Raw genomic sequence first — 20,075 nt, 5'->3', positions numbered from 1 at the left:
CAGCACCCGCACTGATCCACTAGGGTCACGCGGGTGACCCGGAGTCCCGTTCCCAGCCGCTCACCGTCGTCTCTCGCCGGTGTGCTGCTGACCGGCTCGCTGCTGCTGCTCGGCGTTCTCTGCATCGCCCTGCGCATTCCGGTGGCCGACGCCCTCGTCCAGGGGTTCTCCGCCGCCGAGTGGGGGCCGACCGCCACGTATCCGCCGTTCGCGGCGATCCTGTTCACCCCCGCCGCGTGGCTGCCGAGCGGCGCGCTGAAGGCCGTCCTCGTCCTCGGCAACGCCGGCCTGCTCGCCCTGCTGATCACCCTGTCCTGCCGCCTCGCGGGACTGCGGTCCCGGCCCGGGCCCGTGCTGGCCGCCACCATCGCCGGGCTGTGGCTGCAGCCGCTGTTCCAGGCACCGCTGGCCGGGCTGATCAACCTGGCTCTCGCCTGCCTCGTCCTGTGGGACCTCGGCCGGCCGCGCTCCGCGCTCGGCAAGGGCTTCGCGCTGGGCGTGGCCGCCGGGATCACCCTCGCCCCGGCGGCCATCGCCGCGTACCTCCTGCTGACCCGCCGCGTCCGCGCCGGGCTCACCGCGCTGGCGGCCTCGGCCGGGACCGTCCTGCTCGGGCTGCTGGTCCTGCCGGAGGCCTCCGCCGAGTTCTGGACCCGGCACCTGGCCGACGCGGCCCGGGCCCTCGTACTGGACTGGCCGCCGCTGTGGGTCTGGTGCGCGCCCTTACTGGCCGTCCTGACCGCCCGCGCGTGCCGGAGTCAGTCGCTCGCCAGCAGCTCGTCGGCGTCCATGATCCGGTAGGCGTACCCCTGCTCGGCGAGGAACCGCTGGCGGTGCGCCGCGAAGTCCTGGTCGATCGTGTCGCGCGCGACGACCGAGTAGAACCGGGCCTCGTGGCCGTCCGCCTTCGGCCGCAGCACGCGGCCCAGGCGCTGGGCCTCCTCCTGGCGGGAGCCGAAGGTGCCCGACACCTGGATGGCGACGGTGGCCTCCGGCAGGTCGATGGAGAAGTTCGCGACCTTCGAGACGACCAGCACGCTGATCTCGCCCTCGCGGAAGGCGTTGAAGAGCTTCTCGCGCTGCGCGTTGGAGGTCTCGCCCTTGATGACGGGGGCGTCCAGGTGCTCGCCCAGCTCGTCGAGCTGGTCGATGTACTGCCCGATGACGAGGGTCTGCTCACCGCGGTGCTTGGCCACCAGCGCCTCGGTGACCTTGCGCTTCGTCGCCGTCGTCGCGCAGAAGCGGTACTTCTCCTCCGTCTCGGCCGTCGCGTACGCGAGCCGCTCCGACTCCGTCAGATTGACCCGGACCTCCACGCAGTCGGCGGGCGCGATGTAGCCCTGCGCCTCGATCTCCTTCCACGGGGCGTCGAACCGCTTCGGCCCGATGAGGGAGAAGACGTCCGACTCCCGCCCGTCCTCGCGCACCAGCGTCGCGGTCAGGCCGAGCCGGCGCCGCGCCTGCAGATCGGCGGTGAACTTGAAGACCGGCGCGGGCAGCAGGTGCACCTCGTCGTAGACGATCAGGCCCCAGTCCCGGGAGTCGAAGAGCTCCAGGTGCGGGTAGACGCCTTTCCGCTTCGTCGTCAGGACCTGGTAGGTGGCGATGGTGACGGGCCGGATCTCCTTGCGGGTGCCGGAGTACTCGCCGATCTCGTCCTCCGTCAGCGAGGTCCGCTTGACCAGCTCGTGCTTCCACTGGCGGGCCGAGACGGTGTTCGTCACAAGGATCAGCGTCGTCGCCTTGGCCATCGCCATGGCCCCGGCGCCGACCAGCGTCTTGCCGGCGCCGCAGGGCAGGACGACCACACCGGAGCCGCCGTGCCAGAAGCCCTCGACGGCCTGCTGCTGGTACGGCCGCAGCGCCCAGCCGTCCTCGGCCAGCTCGATCGGGTGCGCCTCGCCGTCCACGTAACCGGCGAGGTCCTCGGCGGGCCAGCCCAGCTTGAGGAGCGTCTGCTTGATCTGCCCGCGCTCGGAGGGGTGCACGGCCACCGTGTCGGCGTCGAGCCGCGCACCGACGAGCGGGGCGACCTTCTTGGACCGCAGGATCTCCTCCAGCACCGGCCGGTCGGTGCTGGTCAGCACCAGTCCGTGCACGGGGTGCTTGGAGAGGGTCAGGCGGCCGTAGCGCGCCATGGTCTCGGCGACGTCGACGAGGAGCGCGTGCGGGACGGGGTAGCGGGAGTACTCGACGAGCGCGTCGACGACCTGCTCGGCGTCATGGCCGGCGGCCCGGGCGTTCCACAGGCCGAGCGGGGTGATCCGGTAGGTGTGGATGTGCTCGGGGGCCCGCTCCAGCTCGGCGAAGGGGGCGATGGCACGCCGGGCGGCTCCGGCGAGCTCGTGGTCGACTTCGAGAAGGAGGGTCTTGTCGCTCTGGACGATGAGTGGACCATTCACGCGCGGCGCCCCGTTTCATTCAGGTCAAACCTCCAGTGTGCCGTACGGCGCGGGGGCTGGGAACACGGCGCTTCGGCGGGGTACCCGGCGGGGAACCGGGTGGGGCACCACGCGGGGCACCTGGCGGAGCCCCGGGCGGGTCAGCGGCCCAGGCCGTCCAGGAGCAGGGCGAGGCCGCCGTGGAACTCTCGGTCCGGGGTGAGGGAGCGGGCGCCGAGCGCGGCCTCGGTCATGTACGGGAACTCCTCCGCCGGGAGTTCGGCGATCGCGGCGGTGCCCGCGCCGGAGAGGGCGCCGAGGTGTTCCTGCTGGATCGCGCCGATCACGTAGGCGAGCAGGGCCCGCAGGGCGATGATCCGCTCCTCGGGCCCGAACCCGGCCTCGCCGAGCACCCCGAGGACGGTCTCGCCCCAGCGCAGCACGCCGGGGGAGCGGTGCCGGTGGCTCATGGTGAGCGGCAGCACGGCGGGGTGCGCGGCGACGGTGTCCCGCATCCGGTCGACGAGGAGCGTGATGCGGGCGCGCCAGGGGCCGGCGGTCAGGGGCGGCGGGGTGCTGTCGACGGAGCCGAGGACCAGCTCGACGACGAGGGCCTCCAGCTCGCCCCGGTCCTGGACGTACCGGTAGAGGGCCATGGTGCTGATGCCGAGTTCGACGGCGACGGCACGCATGGACAGCCCGGACAGGCCCTCACGGTCGATCACGGCGAGGGCCGCGGCGGCCAGTTGGTCCGGGGTGAGTGAGCGGGGGCGCGGCATGGTGTTGACAGCGTACGGCATACGCTTACGCTGTAGGTGTACGACATACGCTTACGGAGGAGGCCTCAGTGCAGCTCGACACCGGTTCCATCGTCCGTACCCGCACCCTCACCGCCGTCGCGGACGGCGCCCCCGTGGCCGTCCCCGACCCCGGACTCCTCGTCCACCTCCAGTTCCGCCGGTTCGCCGGCTGCCCCATCTGCCATCTGCATCTGCGCTCGGTGCTGCGGCGGCACGCCGAGATAGAAGCCGCCGGGATCCGGGAGGTCGTGGTCTTCCACTCCGGCGCCGACGAACTGCGCGAGCACGTCGCCGACCTGCCCTTCGCCGTCGTCGCGGACCCCCGCAAGCGGCTGTACGCCGAGTTCGGCGTCGAGTCGTCCTACCGCGCCCTGCTGTCCGCGCGTGCCTGGCGGGCGATCGCCGTCGGCACGCTCGACATCCTGCGCGGCCGGGCGAAGCCGCCGACGCTCGTCCAGGACGGCGGGCGCCTGGGGCTGCCGGCGGACTTCCTGATCGCGCCGGACGGACGCGTCCTGGCCGCCGGTTACGGGGTGCACGCGGACGACCAGTGGCCGGTGGAAAAGCTGCTGACCCTGGCGGCGGAGGCACGTACGGTCCTGGCATGAGCCGAGATCAGCAGCCTTTCGTCCCCGCCGACTTCGCGGTACCGCGGACCCTCGTGGCCGACGGCTTCCGGCTGGAGCCGCTCGGCGCCGAGCACAACGAGCGCGACCTCGCCGCCTGGACCGGGAGCATCGCGCACATCAGGGCGACGCCCGGATTCGTGGGGCGGGGCTGGCCGCCGGTGGCGGGGATGACCGCCGAGGAGAACCTGGCCGACCTGCTCCGGCACGCGCGGGAGTTCGAGGAGCGCGTCGCCTTCGCCTACAGCCTCCTGGAAGGCGGCGGCGACGGCGGCGGCGAGGGCGAGGTGATCGGCTGCCTGTACATCCACGGTTCCCGGGAGGCCCCCGGCCGGGTCGCCGTCAGCCACTGGGTGCGCTCCGACCGGGCCGCACTGGACCCGCGCGTCCACGAGCGGATCACCCGCTGGCTCCACGAGGTGTGGCCCTTCGACGCCGGGCGGATCGACTACGCCCCCAGGTGAGACCGGCGTTCGCCGCCGGCCGGCCTCAGCCGCGCCGCTGCCACCAGCGCCGCTTCGGCGGCTCGACGGACCGGATGTCCAGAGCCGGGGCGGGGGCGGCGGCGAGGAGGCTCAGGGCGGCGCGGATGCGGTCGAAGGTCGCGATCGGGTGCGAGCCCTCGCCCGGCAGTGCCACACCGACGCAGACCAGCTTGAAGCTGTTCTCGCCGAGAGCGGTGCCGATGAACACCGGCGCGCCGACGCACCCCTGCGGCAGGGTTCCGATCCACCGCACGCCGTCCTCGTCGGTGCGCACGATCTCCCCGACCACGACGGCCTGCTCCCGGGCGCCGTCCCCGGCCCCGACGTCGTGGCCCAGGAGGTAGGCGGGGACGGGCGTCCCGTCGAGACCGGCGATGTCCTCCGCCGTGGCCGCGACGCCGTCGGTGATCTCGTCCGTCGTCCAGCTCCACCCCTTGCGCGCGGCATACGCGTACAGCGCGTCCTCGGGCATGACCGCCACGCCCAGGTCCCCGAGGTGGGTCCACCCCTCCGCGAAGTGCATCAGCGCCAGCTTCTGCGCGCTCACCGCGGGTGTGCCCAGCCCCGGCCGCAGGGTGACCTCGGCCGTCTCGACCCTCGTCGGCTCACCGGCGGTCACCAGGTACTGCCGGACGACCGCACCCTCGGCGGTCTCCTCGACGAGTTCGTTGAACCAGAAGGCCGTCGCGTGCTGTTCCGCCCGGTGGGCGCGCTGGAAGGGAAGCGTCGCCCGGCCGGCGTGGCCGATGATCGCGTCGATGATCGCGCTGTGGAAAGGAGGCAGGTCAGGCATGGTCCGTGAGCGTAGCGAAGGGTCTGGGACGGCCTCTCGGCGCGGTCGTGTTCGGGCACTCCAGGGCCGAACGGGTAGACGCCGGGGGCCGAGGGGACGGGCGGCGACGTCGCTCCCGCGGCGTCACCGGCGGGCGTCCTAGGGTGGCAGGCGCCCCGGGCACCCCCGGCGCCCACCGGCGACGTCGGAACGGATCCTCATGACGCAAGCAAGCTGGGACCGCTCGCTCCTCAGCACCTCCTCGGCTCCCGCCACCACCGTCACCCACGACACCGGTCTGCTCCTGCTCCGGCTCGTCGTCGGCCTCAGCATGGCCGGACACGGCACGATGAAGCTCTTCGGCTGGTTCGGCGGCCCGGGCCTCACCGCGACCGGCAAGGGCTTCACGATGGCCGGCTACCCCGCCGGGGACGCCATGGCCGTCATCGCCGGTCTCGCCGAGACCCTCGGCGGCCTCGGTCTCGCCCTCGGACTGCTCACCCCGCTCGCCGGAGCGGCGCTGACCGGCACGTTCATCAACGTCCTCGACGTCCGCGGCCTGAGCGCCTACTTCCCGCCCAAGGGCGTGGAACTCGAAGTGGTGCTGTTCGCCGCGATCGTCGCCCTCACCCTCACCGGGCCGGGCCGCTTCGCGGTGGACCACTACCTTCCGGTGCTCCGCGAGAACCGGCCCCGCTACTCCCTGCTCGCGCTGCTGGTGGGCGCCGTCGCCGGATTCGTCGTCGTACTCGTCCGCGACTGAACCGGCATGCGCTCAGGATGACGGTCCGACACCGTGACCGTCCGCCCCACTGGATGCCCCTCCGCCCCTACACCTGGTCGTCCGCCAGCTCCGCGACACCGGTGATCCGGTGCAGCGCGTACGTCCGTACCTCGTCCGCCGTGTGGTCGTACCCGGTGACGAAGCCGCCCTCCACCCGGACCGGCGCGATGACCCGCTGGCTCGCCGCGCCCTCCGCGTTCACGTACCCGATCCACACCGCCGACCCCGTCAGTGCGGCCGCCTGCACCGTCGCCAGGGTCTCCGCCGCGCTCGTGCGCGGCAGTTCGCCCGGCATCCCGGTCCCGGCGGCTGAGGCCGTCGCGGGCTCCTTGCGCACCGCCGTCGCCGCCACGTCGCCCGCGCGGATCGCCCGTACCGCCGCTGCCAGCAGCGTCGCGTCCGGCACCGGCGGACCCTCCGGCACCGGTACCGGCGCCGAGCGGGCCGGGGTGCGGTGGGCGTCGGCCCGGGCCACCAGCACGTCGCCGGTGCGGGACTCCGCGGCCGGCGCGTACCCCATCGACCGCAACCCCTCCAGCAGGACGGTCGGATCCGCCTGCGCCGCCAGCACCGTCGGCGCGAGGCGGCGCAGCCCCAGCCCGGCCGAGCGCTTGTCGGCCAGGATCTCGCCCAGCATCGCGTCGTCGTCGCAGCGCACGTACGAGGACGCCGCGCCGACCCGCAGGTGTCCGTGCCGGCGGGCCACGTCGTCGATCAGATAGGCCAGCGGCTGCGGTACCGGGGTACGGCTGTGCTCCTTGAGGAAGGCGTGCAGGTCGGCGGCGGCATGGCCGGCGTCCAGGGCCCGGCGCACCGAGCCGGGCGTGAACCGGTACACCGTCGCCCCGCCCTTGGACTCCACGTCCGCGAGCACGGCGAGGGTGTCGCCCAGCGGGCGGCGCAGCGGGCCCGGGGCCACCGCCGTCAGGTCGGCCTGCAGCAGCACGTGGTCCACCGGCTCCGGCAGCAGCGGGGCCAGCAGCGGAGCCGGGTCGCGGTGCTCCAACAGGGCCCGGCCGGGTCCGGACAGGGCGCCCCGCCCGGTCACGCCGAGGACCTCCGACTCCTCCAGCACCCAGCGCGCGAGCCGGGCCCGCAGATCGCTCGCCCCGCGTACGGGGCGCTCCCACGCGAGCCGGGCCAGCAGGATCTCCGGGTCGGGCGAACCGCCCTCGGGCAGCTCCCCGAGGAGTTCCAGCACGCGCCGGCGCACCTCGGGGGCGGCGGAGCGGTCGAGTTCGGGCCCGAGCGCGGAGAGCGTGCGCCCCTTGGCGTCCTGCTCGCCGACCAGCGGGGCCGTGCGGGTGGCCGGCAGCCACGCCGTCGCGAGCCGCGACCAGCGTTCGGCGGGCGGCAGTTCGAGCCAGTCGTCGAAGGCCGGGGTGGGCGCGTACCGCTCGTCCGCCTCCCCGTCGCTGGCCAGCAGACCGGCCGCGTAGGCCAGTTCGGCCCAGAAGGCCGCCTGGGGCTCGGTCGTGTCCAGCGCGGCCGCGGCCCGCTTCAGGTCCCGTACGGAGAGCCCGCCCGCCCGCAGCACCGGCGGACCGGCGTGCTCCCAGAACTTCACCAACTCCTCGACGGTGGCCAGCGCGGCCAGCGCCTGCCCGGCGGCGTTCGCGTCCACAAGCTGTGGACGGTGCTCGCGGTGCGCGGGCACGGGCGGAGCCACCGGCGCGGTGTCCCGGTGCGCGAGCCCGCCGCGCAGGTGCAGCGCCACCTCACGGGGCAGTACGACGGTCCGCGCCGTCGCGGGCAGCAGCAGCCCCCGGTCGCGCAGCCAGCGCACCGGCGGCGTCGGATTCGGGGTGACCTCCCCGTACGGCGGCCCCCACACGAGCCGCCCCAGCACCTGGTGCGCCTCCGCCGGAGCCTCGTCCAGCAGCGCCGACATCCGCTCCGGGTCGGTGAACAGCCCGGTCAGCGCCGTCACCGCGGACACCGGGTCGTGGGTGGCGGGCAGCCCGACGGCCGCCACGATCTCCTGCACCCGGGTCGGCGACATCCCGGCCGTGGCCTCCGCGACGGTCGGCCCCAGCCCGGTCGGGGAGGGCCGGGAGGCCGAGGGGGCCAGCAGCTCGCGCGCCGTGCGGACCAGCCGCAGCCGGTCCTCGTCGCCCCACACCAGGGCCTGGTCGCGCAGGGTGGCCAGGGCGTCGGGGAGCGCGGCGCGGGCCCGTTCGTCCTCGCCGCCCGTCAGCAGCCCCTCCAGCACCGCGTACGGGCACGGGTCCGGGCCCACCGCGAGGGCCTCGGCGGTCTGCAGCGCGAACCGGTCCAGCCGGTCCAGGGCGCGCACCACCGAGGCCCGGGTCCCGGCCCGCGTGGCCAGCTGCGTCACATCGCCGGGCACCGGGCCGAGCAGGTCCGGGCGGGCGCGCAACAGGGCCGCGAGCGCCGCGTCGTCACGGGTGCGCAGCGCCTCGGCGAGTGAGCGCGGGGAGCTTCCCGCCGGGCTCCCGCCGGCGGATCCCGCCGCAGTGCTTGCCTCGGGCACAGTCGCCTCCTGGTCGCGTCGGCCGGTCAGTCGGCCGGTCCCCATCCGGTCAACGGTATCCGCTGCGCCCGCAGCAGCTCCACGGGCGCACGCGCTACCTTCGGGACAGGGGGTAAGGGAGGAGCCTGGGCGTGGGGATCGAAAGCGACCATCTGGTCTACGAATATCTGAGCCGCGTCGGGGACTTGGCGCAACAGCGGCACCTGTCCTCCGGTGACCGGATGCGGCTGGTGTCGGGGCTGCGGGACGAGATCGACCGTCGGCGCGCCAAGTACGACCCGGACACCCCGGCCGCCGTACGGCGCATCCTGGAGCGGATCGGCACGCCCGAGGAGGTCCTGGACACCCTCGGCTCCCGGCAGGGCGCGGCCCCCGCCCCCGCGGCCCCCGCCGACGCCGGCCTGTCGGTCCCCGTACAGCGGGGACCGGGCCGTCTGCGCAGCCGGAACGTGCCCCCGGCCCGCCCGGTGGCGGAGCCCGAGAACGTGCCGCCGCACCTGGCCGGGCTGGACGAGCTCGGCCCCTCCGGCGGGGCCGAGCCCGACTGGTGGCGGGTGAGCCCGGGGACGTACGGGGCGGGCCCGCAGGTCGAGGGCTTCGCGGGCGGCATCGAGATCCCGGACCTGTTCAAGGACGAACCGGAGGACGACCCGCGGGACGGGGACGCGGCACCGGGGTCGGAGCCGGCCCCGCCCGGGGAGGGCGAGGGGCGCGCGCGGAGCCTCGTACGGTTCCTGCGCGAGCGGCGGCGCGCGAAGAAGGACGCGGCGGCCGGGGCCGCCGAGCCGGACGCCCCGGCGGCCCCGGCCGCCCGCCCCCGGCCGAACGCCTTCCTGCTGCTGGCGGCGGCCGTCCTCGTCGTCGGCACGGTCACCGGCTACTGGCTGCTCCTCGTGGTCGGCTGGCTCCTTCCGTACGCCTCGCGCGTGCTGGGGCCGGCCGAGCGGAAATGGGCGGTCTTCGGCCCGCCCGGCGCGGTCCTCGCGGCGGCGGTGCTGTGGGTGTGGGGCCGGATGAACGGCAAGTGGGGGGAGGCCCTGGCCGACGACCAGCTGAGCGGGGCGCTGCACGGGATGTGGCCGTGGGTCCTGCGGGGCGCTGCGCTGGCCTCCGCGCTGTACCTGGCGTGGCGGGCGCGACGGCGGTAGCCGCGGGGCACGGCGCCGCTGCCGGGGCCGCCGCCCCCGGACCCCCGCGCCTCGAACTCCCCCGTCCACCGCGGGGAGACACCCCCGGCGGATCCGAAGGCGTTCCCCCGATGTAGGCCCGCAGTCGATCTCCCGTACGGCCGCCTCGGCACAATGGGAGGTATGAACCTCACCGTCGGCTTCGACCTCGACATGACCCTCATCGACTCGCGCCCGGGAATCAAGGCCGCCTACCAGGCCCTCTCGGCCGAGACGGGAACCTTCATCGACGCCGACGAGGCGGTCACCCGGCTGGGCCCGCCGCTGGAGGAAGAGCTCGCGCACTGGTTCCCGGAGGCCCGGATCCCGGCGATGACCGAGCGCTACCGGGAGATCTACCCCACCTACGCCATCGGGCCGACCCCGGCGATGCCGGGCGCCCGCGAGGCGATCGAGGCCGTCCAGGCGCTCGGCGGCCGCGCGATCGTCGTCACGGCCAAGCACGAGCCCAACGCCCGCCTGCACCTGTCGCACCTCGGCATCGAGGCCGACGCCGTCATCGGCTGGCTCTGGGCGGAGGCCAAGGCCGGTGCGCTGCGCGAGTACGGGGCGCAGGTCTACGTCGGCGACCACGTCGGCGACGTACGCGGGGCCCGTACGGCCGGCGCGCTGTCCGTGGTGGTGCCGACCGGCCCGTGCCCGGAGGAGGAACTGCGCGAGGCGGGCGCGGACGTGGTCCTGCCCGACCTCACCGCGCTGCCGCAGTGGCTCGCGCAGTACGTCGCCGCGCAGCCCGTCTAGAGACGGCCTGCCCGGGCCGCTACGCCTGCGAGGCCCGGGCGGCCCTGCGCTGTGCCGCGGCCGAGCGGAGCACGCCCGCCGCGGAGATGGCGAAGCCGACGCCCATGAGCATGCAGACCGCCCACGCGTACGACGGGAACGGGTCCACGTCGAGGAAGAGCGGAGCCATGGTCGCCAGCGTGGCCACGGCCCCGGCGATGAACACGATGCCGCCGGCCTTGACCAGTCCGTCGCCGGGCCGCGCTTCGTCTGAATGAGGAGTAACAGTCACCTCACCAGGGTAGTTCCCTGGCCGAAGCAGCCGACCGTGAAGGACCGGGGAACGTCTTGTCACCCGGCCCCCGACCATTAGCCTTGAGGAGGCGGGTCACTCATGGCCCGCTGCGCTGTTGTCCGGAGCCGTTCGCGGCCCTTCGGACCCCCGACGAGCACAAGGACAGAGGACGGACGTGCCTACCGGCAAGGTCAAGTGGTTCAACAGTGAGAAGGGCTTCGGCTTTCTCTCCCGTGACGACGGCGGCGACGTCTTCGTCCACTCGTCGGTGCTCCCTGCCGGGGTGGACGCTCTCAAGCCCGGCCAGCGCGTCGAGTTCGGCGTCGTCGCCGGCCAGCGCGGTGACCAGGCACTTTCGGTGACGGTACTCGACCCGGCGCCCTCCGTCGCGGCGGCGCAGCGGCGCAAGCCCGACGAGCTCGCCTCGATCGTGCAGGACCTCACGACCCTGCTGGAGAACATCACCCCGATGCTGGAGCGCGGCCGCTACCCCGACAAGGTGCACGGCACGAAGATCGCCGGACTGCTGCGCGCGGTCGCCGACCAGCTCGACGTCTGAGCCCCGTACCGTCACGCGTACGGCCGCGCCCCGCCACTCGAAAGAGCGGCGGGGCGCGGCCGTGTGCGCGGGGCGGTCAGTCCTGCGGGAAGTCCAGCGAGCCGGGCGCGATGGCCGGTACCAGTCCCTCGGCCGCCGCCCGGGTGAGCAGCCCGCGCACCGCCGCGTAGCCGGAGTCGCCGAGACCGGCGGTGAACTCGTTGACGTAGAGACCGATGTGCTGGTCGGCGACGGCCGGGTCCAGCTCCTGGGCGTGCGCGCGGACGTACGGGCGGGAGGCCTCCGGGTCGTCCCAGGCCATCCGGACCGACGTACGGGCCGACTCGGCCAGCGCGCGCAGCCGTTCCGCGCCCAGCGAGCGCCGGGCGATGATCGCGCCGAGCGGGATCGGCAGGCCGGTCGTGGACTCCCAGTGCTCACCCATGTCGGCCAGGCAGTGCAACCCGTAGTCCTGATAGGTGAACCGGGCCTCGTGGATGACCAGTCCGGCGTCCACCCGGCCGTCGCGGACCGCCGGCATGATCTCGTGGAACGGCAGGACGACGACCTCGCCGACGCCCTCCGGCAGCACGTCCGCAGCCCACAGCCGGAACAGCAGGTAGGCGGTGGAACGCTCGCTCGGCACGGCCACCGTCCGCCCGGCCAGGTCGAGCCCCGGCTCACGCGTCAGCACGAGCGGGCCGCAGCCGCGCCCCAGCGCCCCGCCGCAGGGCAGCAGCGCGTACTCGTCCAGCACCCACGGCAGCACGGCGTACGACACCTTCAGCACGTCCAGCTCGCCGCGCTCGGCCATGCCGTTGGTGATGTCGATGTCCGCGAAGGTGACGTCGAGGGCGGGCGCGCCCGGCACCCGGCCGTGGGCCCACGCGTCGAAGACGAAGGTGTCGTTCGGGCAGGGCGAATAGGCGATCTTCAGCGGTTCACCGGTGCGGGTGCTCATGGCGTTCTCCCCAGTTCGCGAGTACGGGCCCCAGCACGCGGAAGCCGTCGGCGAGCGCGGCGAGCGCGTCCCCGATCCGCCAGGCGGCACGGTCACGAGGGCCCACGGCGTTGGACACGGCGCGGATCTCCAGTACGGGCAGCCCGTGCGCGGCGGCCGCCTCGGCGACACCGAAACCCTCCATGGCCTCGGCCCCGGCCATCGGGTGCCGGGCGGCGAGCGCCGCGGCCCGCGCGGCGGTCCCGGTCACGGTGGAGACGGTCAGCACGGGCGCGAGCAGCGCCCCGGTCGCCTCGGCGGCGCGGGCGGCGAGCTCGGCGGGCGGCAGGTGCACGCTGTGCCCGAAGCCGAGCTCGGTCACGTCGAGGAAGCCGTCGGGGGTCTCGGCCCCCAGGTCGGCGGCGACGATCGCGTCGGCGACCACGAGGGAACCGAGCGGGGCGGCGGGCTCGAACCCGCCGCCGATGCCGGCGGAGACGACGAGCGAGTAGTCGGCGAGGGCCAGGGCGGTGGCGGTCCCGGCGGCGGCCGCCGCCGGACCGACGCCCCCGACGAGCACGTCGAAGGCGATGCCCGGAAGGTCCCGGCGGTTGACGAGGTAACCACCGGGGAGCGTGCGCGGGCCGGGACCGAAGGCGTCGGGATGAGGGGTCAGCCCGGTGGTGACGGAGTCTGCCTCCGCCGCCACCGCGGTCACGACGAGCGCGCGCACCGCTGCCGCCCGGTTACTTGAGCTTGAGGTTGAAGGACCAGACGGCGAGCGGCTTGCCGTCCTCGGCGATCTGCAGGAACGCGAGCTTCTTCGAGGAGGGGGCCTCGCCCTGGCCGCCGGTCGCGAAGACGTCGGCGCCCGGGAAGCTGCGGTAGGTGTTCGAGGAGGGCTCGGTGATCGGCTGGCCGTCCAGGACCGCCGACCAGCGCTTGCCGTCCTCGACGATCTCCGGCTCGACCCCGAGACGCAGGGTGTCGCCCCGGGCGTACTCGACGGTCTTGGGGTTCTTGAGGTTGGTGAGGCACTCCTGGACCTGGTCCATGGAGAGCTCCTTGCCGTCGTTGTGGCAGGAGGCTTCGGCGGACACCGACGAGGTGCCGACCGTCACGGTCGCCAGCGGTGTCGGCTTCTCTCCGCAGGCGGAGAGGAGGAGGAGGCCGGCGGACACGGCTCCGAGGGCCGCGACGCTGCGGCGGGCCCTACCCGAGAAAAGCGGTGCGGTCATGAGCCGAAGGCTATCGGGCCGGTGGGCTGCGCCGCCGCACGGGGTACCGGTGGCCTGCGGCGCGGCGCGATTCGGGTCCGCCGGGTGCGGCGCCGTTGCCGGGGGCGCCGCCCCCGGACCCCCGCGCCTCAAACGCCGGCGGGGCTTCATTGGCCCGTGGGGCTGAAGTGTCATGCCACGCGGGGGCGGGTGGTGTCCGGGTGGTGGGGGCGGGGGGCCGAGAGGACGCCGCGCAGGGCCATCGTCGTGCCCAGGGCCACGATCGCCGCGGCCACCGACATCCCCAGCACCCCGTTCAGCGGCAGCACGATCCCGATCGCGCCGCCCAGCACCCACGCCACCTGGAGCAGCGTCTCCGAACGCGCGAAGGCCGAGGTCCGCACCGCCTCCGGGACGTCCCGCTGGATCATCGCGTCCAGCGACAGCTTCGCCAGCGCCTGGCAGAAGCCCGCCGTCGCCGCCAGCACGGCCATGAACAGCGCGCTGAAGAACACCGCCGCGAGCACCGCCACGCCCAGCGTCAGACACAGCACCGCCGCGATGATCGCCTCCGGCGCCCGCGATCGCAGCCACGCGCCCACCGCCGTACCGCAGGCGTTGCCCACGCCCGCCGAGACGCCCACGATGCCCAGCGACACCGCCGCGCTCTGCCCCGCCAGCGGATGCTCGCGCAGCAGGAACGCCAGGAAGAAGATCAGGAACCCGGACAGCGCACGCATCGAGGCGTTCGCCAGCAGCCCGCACAGCACCGACCGGCTGACCGTCCGCAGGCCCGGCCGCTTCGAGTGCGCCTCGTGCGTGGACAGCCGCGCCCGGCGCTCCCCCTTGGCCTCGTCCACCTTGTGCGGCAGCGTGAACGCCGCGAAGGCCCCCCACACGAAGATCACGCAGGCCCCGTACAGCGGCCACGGCGGCCCGATCAGATGCAGGGCGGCACCCACCGGCGCCGCCGCGCCCGTCGCCAGCAGCCCGGCCAGCGTGACCCGGGAGTTCGCCTTGACGAGTGAGAATTTCGGCGGCAGCAGCCGGGGCACCACCGCACTGCGGACCACCCCGTACGCCTTGGACGCCACCAGCACGCCCAGCGCCGCCGGATACAGCTGAATGCCCCCCGTGGCCACCGCGCCCGACATCAGCAGCGCCAGCAGCGCGCGCGCCAGCATCGACGCCGCCATCGCGGCCCGCCGGCCGTGCGGCAGCCGGTCCAGCAGCGGACCGATCACCGGGGCCAGCACCGTGAAGGGAGCCATCGTGATCGCCAGGTACAGGGCCACCCGGCCGCGCGCCTCGTCCGTGGGAACGGAGAAGAACACCGTCGACGCCAGCGCCACCGTGATCATCACATCGCCGGCGCCGTTGATGGCGTGCAGCTCGATCAGCTTGCCGAGGCCCGATTCCCCCGCGCCGTGCGCGTGCGTGGCCCGCCGGATCCCCCGCGCCGGAAGGTGCAGCGCACGCCCGACAGCCCGGCCGGCCCGCCTGGCCGGTCCCGAGCCGTCGTCGGACGACCGTACGGGTGCCACACTCGACATAGTGCCCCACCCGGCCCTGCCGGGGCGCCTCCCGGCGCGTCGCGCGGCCGGTGCCTTGTCCGCGAATCGGACCTTGCATGTGTGCCCGAGGCTTAAGAGGAGGTAGCGTGCGTAGCGCGCCACCGGCGGATGCTCCTGGCCGCGCGCCTCTTCGTGATCCCGCAGAATGGGTCGCAGTGAGGTGCGCCCGGAGTCCGATCGGGTGCGGACGTCGACGCGGCCCTCTGGTCCGCTCCGCCCGTGCCCCGTACGGACAGCACCGACGGGTCGTTGTGGACGACAGTACGGACGGCGCACACGTGAGACGGCGTAGGAGAGAACGAGACCAGTGAGTGCTGCGACGACGCGAAGCCGTACCCCGCGTACCCCCGACCGCCTCTGCGTCGAGGCGGTAGAACTCGCCCGCGCGGCGGCCGAGGAGGCCGCCTTCCCCGGAGTGGTGGGCGCGCACGTCTCCGCCGTGGCGGAGGGCGACCGCGTCGTCACCCACTTCTTCGAGTCCAAGGAACCCGGCTACCGCGGCTGGCGCTGGGCCGTCACCGTGACCCGCGCCTCCCGCGCGAAGAACGTCACCCTCGACGAAACGGTGCTGCTCCCCGGCGACGACGCGCTGCTCGCCCCCGAGTGGGTGCCGTGGAGCGAGCGGCTGCGCCCCGGCGACATGGGCCCCGGCGACTTGCTGCCCACCGACGCCGAGGACCTGCGCCTGGAGCCGGGCTGGTCGGGCGAGGACACCCCGCCGCCGAACTCGGTCGTCTCCACCGAGATGGCCGAACTGGTCGAGGCCGAGGACGCCGACGTCACCGACCGCGCGGTGGTCCCCGTACGCGGCTCCATCACCTCGGTCGCCGAGGAACTGGGCATGCGCCGGGCGCGCGTGCTCTCGCGGTACGGGCTGCACACCGCCGCCGACCGCTGGGACGAGTCCTTCGGCGCCAAGACCCCGATGGCGCAGGCCGCGCCCGCGTCCTGCGTCTCCTGCGGCTTCCTGGTCGCCATCGGCGGCTCGCTCGGCCAGGCCTTCGGCGTCTGCGCGAACGAGTTCAGCCCGGCCGACGGCCGTCTGGTGTCGCTGTCCTACGGCTGCGGCGGCCACTCGGAGGCCGCGGTCATGCCGGCGCCGCTGCGCCCGGCCCCGCCGGTGCTCGACTCGATGGCCTCGGACGAGTTCACCCTGCGGCCGGCCCCCGACACCGGATCGGTCCCGGTCTCGGAGTCGGACCTGCCGGCCGCGGACCTCGGCCACTCCTAGCCCGTCTCTTCCGGCGGCCGTGCGGCGTACTCTCGCCCCATGGGGGACACGGGCGCCGACGCGGACATGGTGGGACTGACCGGCCGGGTGACCGGGACGGTCGGGCCCGGGCTGGTGGGCGAGGTCATCGTACGGATCCGGGGCGGGGCGGAGCACTTCCTCGCCCATCCGGTCTCGGGGACCGGCCGGATCGCCGTCGGAACGGTGGTGACGGTGGTCGAGTACCTGCCGCCGCGCACGGTGTACGTGATGGCCGCCTACGACAACTGACGCCCCGTCCCACCTGTACGTATCAAGATGGCGACAAGACTCGGCCCGCATCTTCCGGCGGGGCCGCGGCAGGCGCAGACTCAGCCCCGTCGGTGCCGAACGGCACCGCGCTAAGGGGGCGTTGCCGATGGCTATCGGCGTCGTGGCGGGAATCGTTCTCGCCGCAATCGTGGCTCTGATCGGCCTGTTCAAGCTCATGTGGCGGGTGGCCGAACCGAACGAGGCACTCGTCATCTCCGGCTCCACGCACAAGACCGAGGGCCTCGGCCAGGGCATGGGGTTCCGGATCGTCACCGGGCGGGGGACGCTCGTACTTCCGGGCGTGCAGGCGGTGCGGAAACTGTCCCTGGACCTCAACGAGACGCAGCTGTCCGTGGACTGCGTCACCCACCAGGGCATCCCGCTGCGGGTGAAGGGCGTCGTCATCTTCAAGGTCGGCGACGACCTCGTGTCCATCGCCAACGCGGCCCGCCGCTTCCTGGACCAGCAGAAGATGATGCCCGAGCGCGTACACATCGTCTTCGCGGGACATCTGCGGTCCATCGTGGGCGGGTTGACGGTCGAGGACATGATCCGCGACCGGGAGAAGCTGACGGGCCAGACCCGCATGGCCTGCGGTACCGAGATGGAGAAGCTCGGCCTGATCGTCGACTCGCTGCAGATCCACGAGATCGAGGACCCGACCGGCTACATCAAGAACCTGGCGATGCCGCACGCGGCGGCCGTGCAGCGGGACGCGCGGATCGCGCAGGCCGAGGCGAACCGGCTGGCCACGGAGGCCGAGCAGGCCGCCTTCGCCCGAATGGCCGAGGCGACGCGGGACAGCGAGATCCTGCAGGCCGGCTACCAGGCCGAGCGGGACAAGGCGGCGGCGACGGCCCGTCAGGCGGGCCCGCTGTCGGAGGCGGCCGCCCGCCAGGAGGTCGTCGTCCAGGAGACCCGGGTCGCGGAGCTGGAGGCGCACCGGCGCGAGCAGCAGCTGCAGGCGGACGTACGCAAGCCCGCGGACGCGGCGGCGTACGAGACCCGCACCCGGGCGGAGGCCGAGCGCGACGCGCGGATCTCGGCGGCGCAGGCGAAGGCACGGGAGACGGAGCTCGCGGCGGCCGCCGAGGCGACCCGGGTGACGACGGCGGCGACCGCCGACGCGCAGGCCGTGGAGGCGCGGGGTATCGCGTCGGCGAAGGCCACGCGGGCGACCGGTGAGGCGGAGGCCGCGGCCACGCAGGCGCGGGGTCTCGCGGAGGCGGAGTCGGCGAAGGCCAAGGGTCTGGCCGAGGCGGAAGCGATCAAGGCGCGGGCCGCCGCGCTGGCGGAGAACCAGGAGGCGGTCGTCGCGCAGCAGCTGGCCGAGAACTGGCCGGCGATCGTGGAGGCGGGCGCGGGGGCGTTCGGGAACGTGGAGCACATGGTCCTGCTGAACGGGGCCGAGGGCATGTCGGAGATGTTCGCGAAGGCGCTGACGATGGGCGGCACGGGCCTGGGCGTTGCCCGCCAGCTCCTGGCCTCGATGGGCCAGACCCCGCCGTCGGGCACCCCGTCCCCGGCCGCCCCGCCGGTGAACGGCCGCATCCCGATCCGCGAGGAGTAACCCAAGCCCTGCACCGGAGGGCCGGACCCTTCACCCCGGCCCTCCGGGCCCACCCCGGCTCTCCGGCCCACCCCGGCCCCATCCGGCTTCGCCAGCCCATTCACCGCCTCCGGCCTTTCACGGTCGGGGCCGGGGGCCGGGCAATTCAGCCCCTCCGGCGTTTGAGGAGCGGGGGTCCGGGGGCAGCGCCCCCGGCAACGGCGCCGCACCCGGAACCAGGTGTTTCGGCGCCCGCGCCGCTGCCGGGGCTCCGCCGCGGACCCCGCTCCTCAAACGCCGGAGGGGCTGGAGTCGCCCGGCGGAGCCGGACGGCCCGGGTGGAACCGGGGTGGGGGCTGCGCAGGCGCCGGAGGGTGGATCAGCCGCGGCGGCGGAAGAGGCGTTTGGCGCCGAGGATCAGGATCAGGCCGCCCGCCAGGACAAGGGCTCCCTTGCCGAAGCTGCCCGTCGTCTCCGGCGCGGGGGCAGCCCCCGAGGGGGCGCCCGGCTGCGGTGAGGCCGAGGTCGAGTCGGCGGCGGCCACCGGGACCGCGATGACCCGGCTGCCCTCGCCCTCCGCGCCGAACATCAGCGTGGTGCCGTCCGGCGTGTACGTCACCGACTCCGCCTGGCCCTGCCACGGCGCGTCCACCCGCTCGCCCTCACCCACCGGCAGGCCGTCCTTCCACGGGTAGGTGCGGGCCGTGAAGTACCCGCGCAGCGTGAGCCGGGTGCCGTCGGGGGAGAACGCCCCGTCCGTCACCCACGGCACGGCGGCGACCCGCCGGAACACGTTCGTGCCGCCCGTCGTCAGCTCCGCCGGGCCCTCGTACAGGCCGCCCTTGTTCTCGTCCTTGCTCGCGATGTAGACGCGTCCCGTCACCGGATGGACCATCAGGGCCTCGGCGTTGCGCGCCCCGTCCGCGTACTTCACCGTGAACTGCGTGGCTTCGACGGTGACATCACCCAGTTGCTTCGGTTCCGGGAAGCGGTAGATCCACACGTGGTCCCAGGTGCCGTTGCGGTTGTCGCCGATGTCCCCGACGTAGAGCTGCCCGTCCGGGCCCAGCGAGATCGCCTCGACGTCGCGCGGCTTCCCGATCCCCGTCAGCGTCACGCGGGCCACCGTCCTGCCCGATGCCGAGTCCACCGCGTAGATGTACGGGCCGTCGTCGCTGTCGTTGTGCGTCCAGTACACGCCCGGGTGGATCCGGCTGGCCGCCAGGCCGCTCGACTCCTTGATCCGCGGGTCGGAGATGGTGAAGGAGGACGCGGCGGGGGTCTCCGCCGCACTCGCCGGGCCCGGCAGCACGGCGAGTGCGGCGGCGGTGATGGCAACGGCGGCGGACGCGGCGGCGGACGGCATGGGCAGGCGCATTCCCCCAGCCTGCCAGTACGTGCCGCGTGTCCGGCGTCACAGGGGTTTCTGTCGCGCGATCCGCGATGATGACCGGATGCGTTTCATGTTCGTCGGCGACTCCATGACCATCGGACGCGCCGGCGACTACACCTGGCGCTACCGGATGTGGCAGCACCTCAGCTCGACCTTCGGCGGTCCCTACCGGATCGTCGGTCCGCGCTGCGAGCTGTACGACACCGTCGCCGACACGCCCACCAGTCACGCGTACGCCGACCCGGGTTTCCCGGAGCCCGCCCGCCGCCATCTGGCCGGCTGGGGCGAGGGCTGGCAGCACATGGCCCCCCTCATAGGCCCCGCCGTCGCCGACACCGGCGCCGACGTCCTGCTGGTCTCCCTCGGGCTGATCGACCTCGGCTTCTACACCGACGCCGAGCAGACCGCCGCCAACGCCCGCCGGTTCGTCGCCGCGGCCCGCGCAGCGCGCCCCGGCGTCCGCATGGTCCTGCTGCCGGTCATCCCGAACAGCCGCGCCGAGGAGGACGCCCCCTTCGCGGCCGAGGTGGCCCGTTTCAACGAGCTCCTCGCGAAGGCGGTCGCCGACCTGACGACCGACGCCTCGCCGATCCTGCTGGCCGCGCGCCCGGCCGCGTACGACATCCACCGCGACACCTACGACGGCACTCACCCGAACGCCTCGGGCGAGCACCGGCTGGCGGGCGAGTTCGCGGCAGTCCTGCACCAGGCATGGGGGATCGGCGGCCCCTACCGCCCCGCCCGCGGGCTGTAACACGCCCTTCACGGCGGGGTCTTGCTTCGAGCGCACTCGAAGCA

The 20,075-nt window shown here is 74.1% G+C and carries 21 protein-coding genes; 11 read left to right on the top strand and 10 right to left on the bottom strand.

What is annotated here, in order from left to right; all coding sequences use genetic code 11:
* Positions 1-33 precede the first annotated feature (33 nt).
* Positions 34-801, top strand: coding sequence for a glycosyltransferase 87 family protein (locus JYK04_RS19785; RefSeq protein WP_189735077.1), 768 nt, complete (start codon positions 34-36; stop codon positions 799-801).
* Here JYK04_RS19785 and JYK04_RS19780 read toward each other — a convergent pair.
* Both JYK04_RS19780 and JYK04_RS19775 read right to left on the bottom strand, forming a co-directional pair.
* Positions 759-2,402 carry a DNA repair helicase XPB gene (locus tag JYK04_RS19780; protein WP_189735079.1) on the bottom strand — a complete coding sequence of 548 codons (1,644 nt, stop codon included), beginning with the start codon at positions 2,400-2,402 and terminating at the stop codon, positions 759-761. The two genes, JYK04_RS19785 and JYK04_RS19780, sit on opposite strands and share 43 nt — an antisense overlap.
* A 140-nt stretch (positions 2,403-2,542) precedes the next feature.
* A complete protein-coding gene (locus JYK04_RS19775; RefSeq protein ID WP_189735647.1) occupies positions 2,543-3,160 on the bottom strand; it encodes a TetR/AcrR family transcriptional regulator in 618 nt (205 codons plus the stop codon).
* A 68-nt stretch (positions 3,161-3,228) separates the two neighbouring features.
* Here JYK04_RS19775 and JYK04_RS19770 point away from each other — a divergent pair, with 68 nt between their 5' ends.
* Positions 3,229-3,789: a peroxiredoxin-like family protein gene (locus tag JYK04_RS19770; RefSeq protein WP_189735081.1), complete on the top strand. Its 561-nt coding sequence runs from the start codon at positions 3,229-3,231 to the stop codon at positions 3,787-3,789.
* Entirely contained in the window at positions 3,786-4,271 is a 486-nt protein-coding gene (locus JYK04_RS19765) for an N-acetyltransferase (RefSeq protein WP_189735083.1), read from the top strand. Before JYK04_RS19770 ends, JYK04_RS19765 begins: the two co-directional genes overlap by 4 nt.
* 25 nt (positions 4,272-4,296) lie before the next feature.
* Here JYK04_RS19765 and JYK04_RS19760 read toward each other — a convergent pair whose 3' ends face one another.
* Positions 4,297-5,085: a hypothetical protein gene (locus tag JYK04_RS19760; protein ID WP_189735085.1), complete on the bottom strand. Its 789-nt coding sequence runs from the start codon at positions 5,083-5,085 to the stop codon at positions 4,297-4,299.
* A gap of 199 nt (positions 5,086-5,284) precedes the next feature.
* Between JYK04_RS19760 and JYK04_RS19755 the strand changes: the two genes are divergently transcribed.
* Positions 5,285-5,827 carry a DoxX family protein gene (locus tag JYK04_RS19755; protein ID WP_189735088.1) on the top strand — a complete coding sequence of 181 codons (543 nt, stop codon included), beginning with the start codon at positions 5,285-5,287 and terminating at the stop codon, positions 5,825-5,827.
* A 67-nt stretch (positions 5,828-5,894) separates the two neighbouring features.
* On the opposite strand, the gene JYK04_RS19750 is transcribed toward JYK04_RS19755, so the two are convergent.
* Positions 5,895-8,387, bottom strand: a complete 2,493-nt coding sequence (locus tag JYK04_RS19750; protein WP_189735090.1) for a helicase-associated domain-containing protein — start codon at positions 8,385-8,387, stop codon at positions 5,895-5,897.
* Between the two features lie 86 nt (positions 8,388-8,473).
* On the opposite strand from JYK04_RS19750, the gene JYK04_RS19745 reads away from it, so the two are divergent.
* A complete protein-coding gene (locus JYK04_RS19745) occupies positions 8,474-9,490 on the top strand; it encodes a hypothetical protein (RefSeq protein WP_189735092.1) in 1,017 nt (338 codons plus the stop codon).
* Between the two features lie 153 nt (positions 9,491-9,643).
* On the top strand, positions 9,644-10,270 hold the full coding sequence (locus JYK04_RS19740) for an HAD family hydrolase (protein ID WP_189735094.1): 627 nt from the start codon (positions 9,644-9,646) through the stop codon (positions 10,268-10,270).
* A gap of 19 nt (positions 10,271-10,289) precedes the next feature.
* Here JYK04_RS19740 and JYK04_RS19735 read toward each other — a convergent pair whose 3' ends face one another.
* Positions 10,290-10,541, bottom strand: coding sequence for a hypothetical protein (locus tag JYK04_RS19735; protein WP_189735097.1), 252 nt, complete (start codon positions 10,539-10,541; stop codon positions 10,290-10,292).
* 178 nt (positions 10,542-10,719) lie between these two features.
* Here JYK04_RS19735 and JYK04_RS41910 point away from each other — a divergent pair, with 178 nt between their 5' ends.
* Positions 10,720-11,103: a cold-shock protein gene (locus JYK04_RS41910; RefSeq protein ID WP_030012939.1), complete on the top strand. Its 384-nt coding sequence runs from the start codon at positions 10,720-10,722 to the stop codon at positions 11,101-11,103.
* A 76-nt stretch (positions 11,104-11,179) separates the two neighbouring features.
* Here JYK04_RS41910 and JYK04_RS19725 read toward each other — a convergent pair whose 3' ends face one another.
* The 4 genes from JYK04_RS19725 to JYK04_RS19710 form a co-directional block, all read right to left on the bottom strand.
* On the bottom strand, positions 11,180-12,043 hold the full coding sequence (locus JYK04_RS19725) for a 1,4-dihydroxy-6-naphtoate synthase (RefSeq protein ID WP_189735099.1): 864 nt from the start codon (positions 12,041-12,043) through the stop codon (positions 11,180-11,182).
* Positions 12,024-12,755, bottom strand: coding sequence for a futalosine hydrolase (locus JYK04_RS19720; protein ID WP_189735101.1), 732 nt, complete (start codon positions 12,753-12,755; stop codon positions 12,024-12,026). The genes JYK04_RS19725 and JYK04_RS19720 overlap by 20 nt, the downstream gene beginning before the upstream one ends.
* 13 nt (positions 12,756-12,768) lie before the next feature.
* The gene (locus JYK04_RS19715) at positions 12,769-13,260 is read right to left on the bottom strand and encodes a DUF2771 domain-containing protein (protein ID WP_150257960.1); all 492 of its coding nucleotides are present in this window, start codon (positions 13,258-13,260) and stop codon (positions 12,769-12,771) included.
* A gap of 170 nt (positions 13,261-13,430) precedes the next feature.
* A complete protein-coding gene (locus JYK04_RS19710; protein WP_189735103.1) occupies positions 13,431-14,792 on the bottom strand; it encodes an MFS transporter in 1,362 nt (453 codons plus the stop codon).
* Positions 14,793-15,120: 328 nt separating this feature from the next.
* Between JYK04_RS19710 and JYK04_RS19705 the strand changes: the two genes are divergently transcribed.
* The 3 genes from JYK04_RS19705 (at position 15,121) to JYK04_RS19695 (ending at position 17,905) form a co-directional block, all read left to right on the top strand.
* Positions 15,121-16,044: a DUF3027 domain-containing protein gene (locus JYK04_RS19705; protein ID WP_189735105.1), complete on the top strand. Its 924-nt coding sequence runs from the start codon at positions 15,121-15,123 to the stop codon at positions 16,042-16,044.
* Between the two features lie 39 nt (positions 16,045-16,083).
* Positions 16,084-16,314, top strand: coding sequence for a hypothetical protein (locus JYK04_RS19700; RefSeq protein WP_189735107.1), 231 nt, complete (start codon positions 16,084-16,086; stop codon positions 16,312-16,314).
* Between the two features lie 127 nt (positions 16,315-16,441).
* Entirely contained in the window at positions 16,442-17,905 is a 1,464-nt protein-coding gene (locus JYK04_RS19695; RefSeq protein WP_189735109.1) for a flotillin family protein, read from the top strand.
* 358 nt (positions 17,906-18,263) lie between these two features.
* Here the strand turns inward: JYK04_RS19695 and JYK04_RS19690 are convergent, their stop codons facing one another.
* Positions 18,264-19,262 (bottom strand): PQQ-dependent sugar dehydrogenase family protein, encoded by a 999-nt coding sequence (locus JYK04_RS19690; protein ID WP_189735111.1) that lies wholly within the window; start codon positions 19,260-19,262, stop codon positions 18,264-18,266.
* A gap of 76 nt (positions 19,263-19,338) precedes the next feature.
* Here JYK04_RS19690 and JYK04_RS19685 point away from each other — a divergent pair, with 76 nt between their 5' ends.
* A complete protein-coding gene (locus tag JYK04_RS19685) occupies positions 19,339-20,031 on the top strand; it encodes a GDSL-type esterase/lipase family protein (RefSeq protein ID WP_189735113.1) in 693 nt (230 codons plus the stop codon).
* Positions 20,032-20,075 lie beyond the last annotated feature (44 nt).

The sequence above is a fragment of the Streptomyces nojiriensis genome (assembly GCF_017639205.1).
Classification (GTDB): Bacteria; Actinomycetota; Actinomycetes; order Streptomycetales; family Streptomycetaceae; genus Streptomyces; species Streptomyces nojiriensis.
Note: the sequence above shows the minus strand (reverse complement) of the source record. Positions and strands in the feature narration are given on the sequence as shown.